Source organism: Variovorax sp. Varisp41 (genome assembly GCF_047325085.1).
GTDB lineage: Bacteria > Pseudomonadota > Gammaproteobacteria > Burkholderiales > Burkholderiaceae_C > Variovorax.
On sequence record NZ_CP168541.1, the window covers coordinates 65,424 to 78,137 of the forward strand.

Annotated in this window: 14 protein-coding genes; 5 read left to right on the forward strand and 9 right to left on the reverse strand. The window is 71.3% G+C overall.

Going from position 1 to position 12,714, the window contains the following annotated elements:
• Positions 1-4 precede the first annotated feature (4 nt).
• From ACEN9J_RS31475 to ACEN9J_RS31515, 9 genes are all read right to left on the reverse strand, one after another.
• Positions 5-736, reverse strand: a complete 732-nt coding sequence (locus tag ACEN9J_RS31475) for a DUF3348 domain-containing protein (RefSeq protein ID WP_296736100.1) — start codon at positions 734-736, stop codon at positions 5-7.
• A gap of 167 nt (positions 737-903) precedes the next feature.
• Positions 904-1,557, reverse strand: a complete 654-nt coding sequence (locus ACEN9J_RS31480) for an aspartate/glutamate racemase family protein (protein WP_413765237.1) — start codon at positions 1,555-1,557, stop codon at positions 904-906.
• A complete protein-coding gene (locus ACEN9J_RS31485) occupies positions 1,554-2,264 on the reverse strand; it encodes a GntR family transcriptional regulator (RefSeq protein ID WP_057590138.1) in 711 nt (236 codons plus the stop codon). The genes ACEN9J_RS31480 and ACEN9J_RS31485 overlap by 4 nt, the downstream gene beginning before the upstream one ends.
• Positions 2,261-3,187 (reverse strand): polysaccharide deacetylase family protein, encoded by a 927-nt coding sequence (locus tag ACEN9J_RS31490; protein ID WP_413765238.1) that lies wholly within the window; start codon positions 3,185-3,187, stop codon positions 2,261-2,263. Before ACEN9J_RS31490 ends, ACEN9J_RS31485 begins: the two co-directional genes overlap by 4 nt.
• Before the next feature lie 2 nt (positions 3,188-3,189).
• Positions 3,190-3,984, reverse strand: coding sequence for an ABC transporter permease (locus ACEN9J_RS31495; protein WP_413765239.1), 795 nt, complete (start codon positions 3,982-3,984; stop codon positions 3,190-3,192).
• The gene (locus ACEN9J_RS31500; RefSeq protein ID WP_413765240.1) at positions 3,981-4,835 is read right to left on the reverse strand and encodes an ABC transporter permease; all 855 of its coding nucleotides are present in this window, start codon (positions 4,833-4,835) and stop codon (positions 3,981-3,983) included. The genes ACEN9J_RS31495 and ACEN9J_RS31500 overlap by 4 nt, the downstream gene beginning before the upstream one ends.
• Positions 4,832-5,923: an ABC transporter ATP-binding protein gene (locus tag ACEN9J_RS31505; RefSeq protein WP_413765241.1), complete on the reverse strand. Its 1,092-nt coding sequence runs from the start codon at positions 5,921-5,923 to the stop codon at positions 4,832-4,834. The genes ACEN9J_RS31500 and ACEN9J_RS31505 overlap by 4 nt, the downstream gene beginning before the upstream one ends.
• Positions 5,924-5,933: 10 nt before the next feature.
• Positions 5,934-6,974 (reverse strand): ABC transporter substrate-binding protein, encoded by a 1,041-nt coding sequence (locus tag ACEN9J_RS31510; protein WP_413765242.1) that lies wholly within the window; start codon positions 6,972-6,974, stop codon positions 5,934-5,936.
• A 175-nt stretch (positions 6,975-7,149) separates the two neighbouring features.
• Positions 7,150-7,659, reverse strand: coding sequence for a DinB family protein (locus ACEN9J_RS31515; RefSeq protein ID WP_413765243.1), 510 nt, complete (start codon positions 7,657-7,659; stop codon positions 7,150-7,152).
• Positions 7,660-7,886: 227 nt separating this feature from the next.
• Here ACEN9J_RS31515 and ACEN9J_RS31520 point away from each other — a divergent pair, with 227 nt between their 5' ends.
• From ACEN9J_RS31520 to ACEN9J_RS31540, 5 genes are all read left to right on the forward strand, one after another.
• Entirely contained in the window at positions 7,887-8,927 is a 1,041-nt protein-coding gene (locus tag ACEN9J_RS31520; RefSeq protein ID WP_261216763.1) for a VWA domain-containing protein, read from the forward strand.
• Positions 8,928-9,003: 76 nt separating this feature from the next.
• Positions 9,004-9,999, forward strand: a complete 996-nt coding sequence (locus ACEN9J_RS31525) for a LysR substrate-binding domain-containing protein (protein WP_413765244.1) — start codon at positions 9,004-9,006, stop codon at positions 9,997-9,999.
• Between the two features lie 115 nt (positions 10,000-10,114).
• On the forward strand, positions 10,115-10,567 hold the full coding sequence (locus ACEN9J_RS31530; protein WP_413765245.1) for a PaaI family thioesterase: 453 nt from the start codon (positions 10,115-10,117) through the stop codon (positions 10,565-10,567).
• 102 nt (positions 10,568-10,669) lie between these two features.
• On the forward strand, positions 10,670-11,524 hold the full coding sequence (locus ACEN9J_RS31535; RefSeq protein ID WP_413765246.1) for a MaoC family dehydratase N-terminal domain-containing protein: 855 nt from the start codon (positions 10,670-10,672) through the stop codon (positions 11,522-11,524).
• A gap of 22 nt (positions 11,525-11,546) precedes the next feature.
• Positions 11,547-12,710: an acyl-CoA dehydrogenase family protein gene (locus ACEN9J_RS31540; protein WP_057590129.1), complete on the forward strand. Its 1,164-nt coding sequence runs from the start codon at positions 11,547-11,549 to the stop codon at positions 12,708-12,710.
• Positions 12,711-12,714 lie beyond the last annotated feature (4 nt).

Sequence of the window (12,714 nt, forward strand, 5' to 3'; positions counted from 1 at the left end):
CCAGTCAGCCCTTGTGACCGGCGCGCAGGGCTTCGAGCAGCCCGTCGACCGGTTGAAATCGAAAGTCCAGTTCGGCCTGCAGCACGTCCTGGATGTCCTTGCGGAAGACCGCGAGCCAGTCGGCATGGCCGCCGGCGGCGTTGTCTTCCGCGCCCGTTTCTTCGTCCTGGCGGGCCTTGCGCAGCCGCGCGAAGCGCTTCTCGAGCGCCGCCGGCACGCTCGCCAGCAGGCTGCGTTCGCGCGCGCCCAGCACCTGTTCCATCACCACGTCGACGGCGGCGAGCCGCGCCATGTCGTGCGAACCGGCCGCGAGCCGCGCGCGCAGCCGGCCGCGCAGCGGGCCGATGGCCGTCTCCATCGCCTGCTGCCGCGCGAGGTAGCGCTGGCGCATCGGCGCGAAGTCGGGCGGCGTCTCGGCGTCGGCGGTGGCCGCGGCCGCGCGTGCCTTGGCGGGCGCGAAGCTGCTGTCCTCGGCGATCGCCTGGGCCAGCGCGGCGCGCACGCGCGCGCATTCGCTTTCATCGGCGCGCACCGAGCCCCGCGGGGCCGGCGGCAGGCTGGCCGGCGTGCCGTTGAGGGCGGCCGACAGCGAGATCGCGTCGGTCCAGCCGAACCATTGGCTCAGCCGGTCCGCCGAAGCCTGTTCGGATTCGCGGATGTCGCCATCGGTCAGTCGGGAGAGCAAGCGGACGAGCGCCGAACCGTTGAAACCAGTGCGCTGTGGAACGTGCGCCATGCCAGAGTCGGAAAAACCCGGCAGTCTACACCGCCGACCCTCGGGGGAATCCCGGGGCCGGGCCCGCTGGCAGTGGCCCGGACGGCGTTTCGCCAGGGGCGGCGCGGGCCAGCGAGCGGGGCACGAATTTGTATCGAAATCCAACCCGCCCGCGCCGGGCCCGGCGCTCAGGCCGGGGGCTTGGGCCGCGCGTGTGCGAGCAGCGCCACGGCCGCCTCGACTGGCCGGTCCACCGCCAGGCCCTCGGCCCAATCGAAGCGCAGCCCTTCGAAGGCCGCCCCGCCGGGCACCAGCCGCGTTGCGCCGGCCGCTCGCGCGCGGGCCGACAGCGCGCGCACCTGCGCGCGGAAGCGCTCGGGATCGGCCCGCAGCGCCGCGCCGTCGCCATCGAGCGCGAACACGCCCGCCAGCAGGTGCGACGCGCCGCCGGCCGCCACGCAGTCGGTGAGGATCGGCACCCAGGCCGCGCCCGCCGTGAGGATCGCGAAGCGCTCGCCGCGTTGCCGCGCGGCCAGGATGGCGGCCTCCGCCAGGCCGGTCACGGGCACGCCGGCGCGCTCGCGCAGCACCCCGAGCCCGGGGTCGCCGAAGCAGGCCAGCAGGATGGCGTCGGCGCGCGGCGCCTCGGCCAGCAGCGCGGGCATGGCGGCCACGGCCGCGTCGTAGCTCCGGCGGTCCTTGATCACCGGCGGGCCGGCGGAGGCGGTCCAGCCGATGGCCCGCAGGCCCGGCGGCAGCAGCGCGCGGGCGGCCGAGACCACGGCTTCGGTCATCGCCTGGCTGGTGTTCGGGTTGAGCACCAGCAGCGTGGCGTCGCTCATCGGCCTTCGTCCGTGGACTGCGCGGCGCGCTGGCCCGCCCACATGCGCAGCAGCACGCCCACCACGTCCTGCGAGGGCGCGGCCGCGCCGGGTCGCAGCCGGGTCTCGACCAGCGACAGGTGCGAGCGCATCGCGCGCGCGGCACCGCCGCCGTCGCCCTTGAGCAGCGATGTGAAGATGTCGCGGTGCTCGTCGCAGGCGCATTGCGCCGAATGCGGCGCCTCGTACATCGCCACCAGCATCGAGGTCCGGCTCACCAGTTCCTGCATCTGCTGCAGGATGAAGGTGTTGCCCGTGGCCTCGGCCAGGATCATGTGGAAGTCGGCCGACAGCCGCACCGAGGTGGCGCGGTCGCCCTCGGCCAGCGCGGCCTGCTCGCGCTCCATGTGCTCGCCGAGGCGGCGCAGCGCCTCGGCGCCCGCGTTCTGCGCCAGGTGGGCGACGATGCCGCCCTCGAGGATGCGGCGTGCGTCGTAGATCGAGCGCGCCTGCTCGAGCGAGGGCGCGGCCACGAAGGCGCCGCGGTTCGGGATCATCTCGATCAGCCGGTTGGTGCCCAGCCGCAGCAATATCTTGCGGATGCGCTCGCGGCTCACGCCGAAGACCTCGGCCAGCGCGGTCTCGCGCAGCGGTGCGCCGGGCGCGAGCGCGCCGGCCAGCAGCGCGCGCGAGAGCGTGTCGTAGACCGCGTCCTCGCGTTCCTTCATGCGGTGCTGCCTTCGTCGGTGTGCGCCAGCCAGTGGCGGGCGATGCGTTCGCGGCTGGTCACCCAGGCGCCGCCCTTGTCGTGGAGGTGGCGCAGGATGCGCTCGAGCGCGCCGATGCGCCCCGGTCGGCCGATCATGCGCAGGTGCAGGCCCACCGACAGCATGCGCGGCGCGTCGCCGCCCTCGCGCCACAGCCAGTCGTAGGCGGCACACACGTAGTCGGCGAAGGCGTCGCCGGTATCGAAGCGCTGGGTGTTCTGGAACTGCATGTCGTTGGTGTCGAAAGCATAGGGCAGCACGAGGTGCGGCCGGCCATCGACCGCCACGCGGTAGGGCGTGTCGTCGTTGTAGGCGTCGCTGTCGTAGAGGAAGCCGCGTTCCACCAGCAGGCGGCGCGTGTGCGGGCTCGGGTTGGAGCGCGTGTGCCAGCCCACGGGGCGGCGCCCGGTGGCGGCCTCGATCGCGGTGCAGCAGCGGTCGATGGCCAGCCGCTCCTCGTCGAGCGTGAGGTCGATGCCGCGCTCCCAGCGCCAGCCGTGCGCCGAGACCTCGTGGCCGGCCTGCGCCGCATGCCGCGCCAGCCATGGCGAGCGCTCCACCGCGCGGCCGCAGGCGCTGAGCGTGAAGTGCCCGCCGAGGCGCTCGAACAGGTCGGCGATACGCCAGTAGGCCACGCGCGTGCCGTATTCGAAGTGGCTGTCGATGCAGCGGTCGGGCACCGGCTGGCCGTCGATCACCTCGTAGATGGCCTCGTTGCGGCTGTCGCCGTCGGTCATGGAGAACTCCGCGCCCTCCTCGAAGTTGACGACGAAGGAGACGGCCACACGCGCCTCCTCGGGCCAGCGCACGGCGGGCAGGTCGCGGCCGTAGCCGATGAAGTCGCGCGTGGAGGGTGGAGTGGAAGCAGGGGATGAATCGGCCATGGTCAGAACTGGGCCAGCCGGCGCAGGCCGACCAGCCTTTCGGCGATGAAGAGCACCACGGCGGCCAGCAGGATCAGGCAGGCCGAGATGGCGGCGATGGTGGGGTCGGGCGACTCCTCCAGGTAGTGCAGGATCTCGATCGGCAGCGTCTTGCTGCGCGCGTCGGTCAGGAAGATCGAGATCGGGTAGTTGTCCATCGAGGCCAGGAAGGCGAACAGCCCCGAGGTCAGGAAGGCCGGCGCCAGCGCCGGCACCATCACCTGCAGCAGCGCGCGCGGGCGCGACAGCCCCAGCGTCTGCGCCGCTTCGAGCAGCCGGGTGTCGAACAGCGCCAGGCTCGCATGCACCGTGCGCGTGACGTAGGGCAGGGTGATGACCACGTGCCCGATCAGCAGGCTCCAGAACACGTTGGCGAGCCCGACCGCGCGGAAGGCCTGCAGCAGTGCCACGCCGATCACCAGCCCCGGCATCATCAGCGGCGAGACCAGGAAGGCCAGCAGCGCCTCGCGGCCGCGGAAGCGCCCCTGCTCGATCGCGATCGCGCACAGCGTGCCGAGCACCAGCGCCGCCAGCGTCGCGCCCGCGGCCACCGCGGCCGACAGCAGCACGGTGTCGGCCAGGCCGTCCTTGGCCAGCATCGCGCGGTACCAGCGCAGCGACCACTGGCCCTCGGGCAGGTTGAACACCGGCGAGGGGCTGAACGAGACCAGCACCACCACCACCAGCGGCGCGAGCATGAAGACCGCGGTCGCCGCCATCAGCAGCCCGCCCGCGAGGCGGTTCCAGCGTGTGCTCATGTCGTGGCTCCCCGCGCCTGCAGCCGGCGCGTGAGCAGCGTGCTGCCCACCACCACCGCCACGGCGATGGCCAGCAGGATCACCGCCAGCGTCGAACCCGACTGCCGGTCGCGCATGAACAGGTAGGCGCGCGCCAGCAGCGCGGGCAGCGTCTGGTAGCGGTCGCCCACCAGCAGCGCGGGGATCACGTACATCGACACCGCCATCGAGAACACGAAGGCCGAACCTGCCACCACGCCCGGCAGCGACAGCGGCCAGGTCACGCGCACGAAGGCATGCAGCGGCTTCGCGCCGAGCGTGGCGGCGGCCTCTGCCAGGCGCGAGTCGATCTGGCGCGCCACCGTGAACACCGGCAGCACCATGAAGGGCAGGAACACGTGCACCGCGGCGATCACCAGCCCGCGCTCGTTGAACAGCAGCCGCGCCGGCTCGTCGACCAGCCCCAGGCCCAGCAGCACCTGGTTGACCAGGCCGTTGCTGCGCAGCAGGATGGTCCAGGCGAAGCTCTTGACCACCACGCCCACCGACAGCGGCAGGATCAGCGCGAGGAACATCAGCCCCTGCACCGGCAGCGAGGCGCGCGCCATCGCGAAGCCCACCGGATAGCCGATCAAGAGGCACAGCAGCGTGACGAGCAGCGCGATCTTCAGCGTGTTCCAGACCACGACCGCGCTGAAGGGATCGGTCGCGAAGCGCGCGTAGCCCGCGAGCGAGAAGCCGCCCTGTTCGCCCTGGAAGCTGGTGGCCAGCAGCGCGGCCAGCGGCAGCACGAACAGCAGCACGAGGTAGCCCGTGCCCGGCACGGCGAGCCAGCCCGGCGATCCTTCGGCGCGGCGCACGGCGCGGCTCATGGCGCCGCCTCGGCCGCGAACAGCAGCGTGTCGGCCACCGGCCATTGCACCGACAGCGTCTCGCCGGGGCGCGGCGCCAGGTCGTCGTGCGCCGGGAATTCCGCGAGCAGCGTCGCGCCGCCGCCGGGCGCGCTGAAGTAGACCAGCCGGTTGGCGCCGCGGTAGACCGTCTGGCTCACCACCAGCGACAGCCGGTTCATGCCCGCGGCCGCGGGCTGCGGATCGCGCGAGGCGCGCAGCCGCTCGGGGCGCACGCCCACCAGCACCTCGTGGCGCAGGCCGCCCGCGCCGACGTCGCGCGCGCGCTCGGCGGGCACCTCGATCTCGCCGCAGGCGGTGCGCACGCGCGCGCCCTCGAGCGTGCCGCGCCATTGCGAAGAGAGGCCCACGAAGTTGAGCGCGAACTCGGTGCGCGGCTGGCCGTAGATGTGTTCGGGCGCGTCGAGCTGCTCGATCGCGCCGCGGTTCATCACCGCGATGCGGTCGGACATCACCAGCGCCTCTTCCTGGTCGTGCGTGACGAAGATCGCCGTCATGCCCGCGTCGCGCAGGATCTGGCGCAGCTCGACCTGCATGGTCTCGCGCAGCTTGCGGTCGAGCGCCGACAGCGGCTCGTCGAGCAGGATCAGCCGCGGCCGAGTGGCGATCGCGCGCGCCACCGCCACGCGCTGCTGCTGGCCGCCCGACAGCGCCGAGATCGGCCGGTCCGCGAGCGCCGCGAGCCGCACCGAGCGCAGCGCCGCGTCCACCGCCGGCGCGAGCTCGGCGCGCGGCGTGCCGCGGGCCTTGAGGCCGAAGGCGATGTTCTCGCTGACCGTGAGGTGCGGGAACAGCGCATAGCTCTGGAACACCACGCCGATGTTGCGCTGGTGCGCGGGCAGCGCGGTCACGTCGGTGCCGCCCACGCGCACCGTGCCGGCGTCGCACGATGCGAGCCCGGCGACGATGCGCAGCAGCGTGGTCTTGCCGCAGCCCGAGGGGCCGAGCAGCGACACGAATTCGCCGGACCCCACCTGCAGGTCCAGCCCGTCCACGACCGTCTGCGCGCCGTAGCGCTTGACGATCCCGCTCAGTTCGAGGGTGCTCATGCGGTGCGCCTCACAGCGCCATCTCGCGGTCCCAGCGCTCCACCCAGGCCTTGCGGTTCTCGGCGATGTAGGCCCAGTCGGGAATGAACACCTCGCCCTTGGGCAGGCCGGCCGGCGCGGCCACGCCGGTGTTGGTGGGCATCGCGAGCGAGATCTCGGCGATCTGCTGCTGCCAGGCACCGAGCATGGCCTCGACGAAGGCATTGGCGAGGTCGGCCTGCGGCCCGCCCCGGACCTTGGCGATGCCGGTCGGCATGGCCATGCCGCCTTCCTTCGGCAGCACGAAGTCGATCGGCGCGCCCTTGGCCTTGCGGTCGAAGGCGTTGAATCCGATCATGCCCGCGATGGCCGTGGCCTCGCCCTGCTCGAGCAGGTTCAGCGCCTGCGGCAGCTGGGTGTAGACGGTCAGCAGGTTGGGCTTGAGCGCCTTGAGCTTGCGGAACGCCGCCTCGGGCTGGTACTGCGCATCCTTCATCGGCTTGCCGGTCTCGAGCGCGGCCGCCACCAGGAACATCGACAGGCCCTCGGTGTTCTGCAGCGAGGGGATCACGACCTTGCCCTTGTTGGCCGGCTCCCACAGCGCCGCATACGAGGGCAGTTGCTTGAGCTTGCCCGTGTTGACCGCCACGCCGGTGGTCGACTGCATGTAGTTGGCCCACATGCCGTCCATGTGGACCGTGCCGGGCTTGAGCTTCGCGAGGCTGGGGATGTCCTTGGCGGTGAGCGGCTCCAGCACGCCTTCCTTGACGGCCGGGATCATCACCGGGTCGTCCATCAGCACCACCGACATGTACTGGCGGCCCTTGTTGTTGACCATCTTCTCGAGGTTCACGAGCGAGCGCGTGCCCTCGAAGATCACCTTGCAGCCGGTCTGCTTCTCGAACACCGGGATCAGCGGATCGAGGAAGGCCTTGTGGCTGCCCGCGCCGCCGACCACGAGTTCGCGGCCCTTGCCCTGGGCGCGCACCCAGGCCGGCGCGGCCAGCGTGGAAGCGGCGAGGAGTCCCTGCCCGAAGGCGCGGCGCGAGAGGCCGGATGCTGAGCGATTCATCTGCATGTCCTTGGGGGGCGATGCCCCAAATGGGTGGATGGAAGGCCGTGGCAGCCGCCAGTCAGCCCAACAATTGTGCGCTCTTCAAAAGAAATTGTGCACAATCCATGCAGGAAGCCAAATCCGTGCCAACCCGCAGGCGCGGGTGTCGCAAAGAGAAAGCGGGGGGAGGGCGCTACGCGCGCAACCGGCGCGCCGGCTCGGCCTCGTGCAGGTAGGCCGTGAAGGTGTCGCGCGGCGACGAGCCCGTGTGGCGCGTGAGGATTCGCCCGACCTCGCCGCGGTGGTAGCCGCCATGCGCGATCACGTGGCCCAGCATCTCCTCGCGCGACATGCGGCCGGCCGAGCCGTCGGTGAAATCGAAATCGAGGCTGGCTGCCAGCTCGTCGTCGCCGATCGCCTGCACATGCGCCAGGAACCAGCGGTCGTTGTCGCGCACCGCCTGCAGCAGGAGTCCGGGCGCGAGCCGCTCGGGCGAGTGGGTGCCGCCGTAGCCATGGGGCCGGCCCTCGAGGTGGGCCCTGAAGATGCCGTCGACCGCATGGGCGTGGTCGAGGGTGGCCCAGGCCGCCTCGAGGTCGTCGTCGGGCAGCCGGCCCCGTGCGGCCAGCAGGCCCGCGAACAGGCCCTCGTCGGCCCAGGCCTTGTAGCGGAACATCGAGGTCAGCAGCGTGCGTGCGCTCATCGGGGTCTCCTGGCGAGGCGCCGCGGCGCGGCGCGCTTCGGGGCAGGATGATCCCCGGCGCCCATGGCGCGGTCCAATGAAATGCAGCCGCCCCACTGATAAGAGCCCCGCATCAATGCAGGGACTGGCCGGCCGGCCGATTGCGCGGGCGCGGCTTCATGGGCACGATGCTTGCGGATGCGCCGGCGTACGGCCGATCCGCATCCTCCACCTCCAAGGCAGCGCCGATGTCCTTCCTGTGGCCCGGTTACCTCTGGTTCCTGCTGGCGCTCGCGCCGCTGCCGCTGGCCTATGCATGGCTGCTGCGGCGCCGCGGCCGGCTCGCTCAACGCTATGGCCGGCTGCAGACCGAGGGCGCCGCGACGCTGCGGCGCGGCTGGCGCCGGCACCTGCCGCCCGCGCTGTTCCTGCTGGCCTGCGCCGGCCTGCTGTTCGCCGCGGCGCGGCCGGTGGCGCGCGTGCCGCTGCCCTGGGCGCGCACCTCGATCATGCTGGCGATGGACGTCTCGCTGAGCATGCGCGTGAACGACGTCAAGCCGACCCGGCTCGAGGCTGCGCAGGCCGCGGCCAAGTCCTTCCTGCGCGAGCTGCCGCGGCGCATCGAGGTCGGCCTCGTCACCTTCGCCGGCAGCAGCCAGGTCGCGCAGCGCGCCACGCTCGACCGCGATGCGCTCGCGGCCAGCATCGATGCCTTCCAGATGCAGATGGGCACCGCGGTCGGCGATGCGATCGTGCTGTGCCTGGCCGAACTGTTCCCGCAGGACAACATCAGCCTCGGCGAGATGACCTTCGGCGGCAACGCGCCGCGCGGTCGCAGCCTCGACGACAAGGCGAAGCCGCCGCCGCGCCAGATCACGCCGGTGGCGCCCGGCTCCTACGACGCCGCCGCGATCATCCTGCTGAGCGACGGCCGCCGCACCACCGGCATCGACACGCTCGAGGCCGCGAAGATGGCGGCCGACCGCGGCGTGCGCGTCTACGTGATCGGCATGGGCACGCTCGACGGCGACATCGCCGCGCCCGACGGCATGGCGATCTACATGAAGCTCGACGAACCCACCCTGCGCGAGGTGGCGCGCATGACCGGCGGCGAGTACCACCATGCCGGCACCGCCGAGGCGCTGCACGGCGTCTACGAGAAGCTCGGCTCGCGCGTGCAGGTGCAGCCGCGCGAGAACGAGCTCTCGGGCCTGCTGGCGCTGCTGTCGGCGCTGCTCGCGATCACGGGCGCGGCGCTGTCGGTGCTGTGGTTCGGGCGCATCGTCTGAGCCGCGGTTTGCCGCCGGCCGCGCGGCGGCGCCACAATCGCGGCCGGACCCGGTGGCCTGCCGGCCGACTCCCTTCATGCAGCACTCCCCATCCCCCTTGCGCACGCGTCCCATCGGTGCCGGCCACCTGCGCGCCTTCGAGGTCGTCGCGCGGCACCTGAACTTCCGCGCCGCGGCCGAGGAGATGGCGCTCACGCAGCCGGCCGTGAGCCGCCAGATCCAGGCGCTCGAGGAGGAGGTCGGCGTGCGCCTGTTCCTGCGCCACACGCGCGCGGTCGAGCTCACGAGCGCCGGCGCCCAGCTGCTGCTCGCGGTGCAGCAGGCGCTGCCGCGCATCGACAGCACCATCCGGCAGATCCGCCAGAGCGCCTCGCGCCGCAGCGTGGCGCTGACCACCTTCGCCTCGTTCGCCTCGATGTGGCTGATCCCGCGGCTGGAGGCCTTCCAGCGCGACCATCCCGACATCGACATCCGCATCGATGCCTCCGACGCGGTGATCGACCTCGAGGTCAGCGACATCGACCTCGCGCTGCGCTACGGCCGCGCCGAGCACATGCCCGGGGGCGCGGTGCGGCTGTTCGGCGAGCACCTGATGCCGGTGGCCAGCCCCTGGCTCATCAAGAGCAGCCCGCCGATCGAGAAGCCCGAGGACCTCGCGCGCTTCACGCTGATCGAGGTCGGCGACGCGCACCCGAGCTACGTCGAGTGGCTGGTCTGGCGCCGCTGGTTCGAGACCAACGGCCTGGCCCGCATCCAGCCGCGCCGCTGGCTCTACTTCAACTACGACTACCAGATGGCGCAGGCCGCGCTGACCGGCCAGGGCGTGGTGCTCGCGCGCAGCCCGCTGATCGCCGAGAGCCTGGCCAACGGCGACCTGGTCGAGGTGCTGCCGCGCCAGCGCATGGATTCGCCGATGGCCTACTGGCTCGTGAGCGGCCCGCGCAACGAAGGCCGGCCCGAGCTCCAGGCCTTCGGCACATGGCTGCTGCAGCAGGCGGTGCTCACGCGCGCGGCGATCGGCGATGCGGTCGACGACGAGGCGCCGGTGGCACGGCGCCAGAGCGCCGCATGAGCGCCGCGTGAGCGGTGGGCGAGGTGGTCGGCTTTCGCGCGCATGCGCAGCCATTGCCCGGCGCTGCGACAACGGGTACACATCCTGGTTTCCACGTGATGAACGGAGCGATTCCATGGTGCGAGAGACGATCGACCCCGCCGATGCGCAACGGGTGAGGGCCAGCTTCGAGCGGCAGAACGCGATGCGCGAGCTCGGCATCGAACTGGTCGCGGTGCGGCCCGGCGAGGTCGAGCTCGCGATGCCGGCCTCCGAGCGGCTGACCCAGCAGCACGGCTTCCTGCATGCGGGCATCGTCGCCACCGGGCTCGACAGCGCCTGCGGCTATGCGGCCTTCTCGCTGATGCCGCCCGAGGCGGCCGTGCTCACGATCGAGTTCAAGATCAACCTGCTGGCCCCGGCGGCCGGCGAGCGCTTCGTGTTCCGCGCCGGCGTGACCAAGGCGGGCCGCACGATCAGCGTGAGCGACGGCCGGGCCTATGCGTTGCGCGAGGGGAAGGAGTCGCTGATCGCGACCATGACGGCCACGCTGATGGCGGTGGTGGGGCGCGAGGACATCCGGCACTGAGCGAGCGCCGCGAACGGACCGTGCCGGCGCGTTGAATGCTCAACAAGGCGCACTTTGCAAATGCCAAATTGCGCGTTTTCCCGGATCCGGCATGCTGCAGGCATGACTACCGAGACCTCCGTCGACCTCCGGGCCTGGATCGGCCGCACCGAGCGCAGGGGCGACGACGTGGGCGCCGCGCCCCTGTCGGCGCTGGCCGCCACGTTCAACCGGGACGACCTCGCTTTCAACCTGGGCAGCGACGTGCCCCCGCTGTGGCACTGGCTGCATTTCATCCCGCTGGCGCGCCAGGACCAGATCGGCGCCGACGGCCACCCGCTGCGCGGCGGCTTCCTGCCGCCGATCGCGCTGCCGCGCCGCATGTGGGCCGGCGGCGAGCTGCAGTTCCACCATCCGCTGCAGGTGGGCGACGAGATCACGCGCCAGTCGCGCATCCTCGACGTGGATGCCAAGGACGGCAAGAGCGGGCCGCTGGTCTTCGTCAAGGTCCGCCACGAGATCTCGAATGCCAGGGGCATCGCCATCACCGAGGAGCAGGACATCGTCTACCGCGGCATGCCGGCCGTGGGCGCGCCCGCCCCGGCGGGAAAGCAGGCGGCCACGGACGAGGACTACCGCGAGACCGTCGTGCCCGATCCGGTGCTGCTGTTCCGCTATTCCGCGCTGACCTTCAACAGCCACCGCATCCACTACGACCGGCCCTACGCCACCGAGGTGGAGGGCTATCCGGGCCTGGTGGTCCATGGCCCGATGGTGGCCACGCTGCTGCTGGGGCTCGCGAGCCGCCAGCTGCCGCGGCGCCGCGTGCGCGGCTTCGCCTTCCGCGCCGTGCATCCCCTGTTCGACACCGCCGCCTTCGAGCTGTGCGGCAAGGCCGAGGCCGACGGTTCCCAGAAACTGTGGGCACGCAACCATGACGGCGCGATGGCGATGGAAGCCCGCGCCAGTTTTTTCTAACCAGCAAGCAAGCAGCGATCCAATGACGAAGAACGCCGTCGACAAGTACCAAGACATCCGCGATGCCGTGCGCGCACTCTGCGCCGAGTTTCCCGACGAATACCACCGCAAGATCGACGAGCAGCGCGCCTATCCCGAGGCCTTCGTCGATGCGCTGACCAAGGCGGGCTGGCTCGCGGCGCTGATCCCCGCCGAGTACGGCGGCTCGGGCCTGGGCCTGACCGAGGCCTCGGTGATCATGGAGGAGATCAACCGTTCGGGCGGCAACTCCGGCGCCTGCCACGGCCAGATGTACAACATGGGCACGCTGCTGCGCCACGGCTCCGAGCAGCAGAAGCAGCTCTACCTGCCCAAGATCGCCTCGGGCGAATGGCGCCTGCAGTCGATGGGCGTGACCGAGCCCACGACCGGCACCGACACCACCAAGATCAAGACCACGGCCGTGAAGAAGGGCGACCGCTACGTCGTCAACGGCCAGAAGGTCTGGATCTCGCGCGTGCAGCACTCCGACTGGATGATCCTGCTGGCGCGCACCACGCCGCTGGCCGAGGTCAAGAAGAAGTCCGAGGGCATGTCGATCTTCCTGGTCGACCTGCGCGCGGCCGAGAAGAGCGGGATGACGGTGCGGCCGATCCCGAACATGGTGAACCACGAGACCAACGAGCTGTTCTTCGAGAACCTCGAGATCCCGGCCGAAAACCTGATCGGCGAGGAAGGCCAGGGCTTCAAGTACATCCTCGACGGCCTGAATGCCGAGCGCACGCTGATCGCGGCCGAGTGCATCGGCGACGGCTACTGGTTCATCGACCGCGTCACCAAGTACGTCAACGAGCGCGTGGTGTTCGGCCGCCCGATCGGCCAGAACCAGGGCGTGCAGTTCCCGATCGCCGACGCCTACATCGAGGTCGAGGCCGCCAACCTCATGCGCTTCAAGGCCTGCGAGCTGTTCGATGCGCACCAGCCCTGCGGCGCGCAGGCCAACATGGCGAAGTACCTGGCGGCCAAGGCGAGCTGGGAAGCGGCCAACACCTGCCTGCAGTTCCATGGCGGCTTCGGCTTCGCGAACGAATACGACATCGAGCGCAAGTTCCGCGAGACACGCCTCTACCAGGTCGCGCCGATCTCCACCAACCTGATCTACGCGTACGTGGCGGAGCACCTGCTCGGCCTGCCGCGTTCCTTCTGAGCGC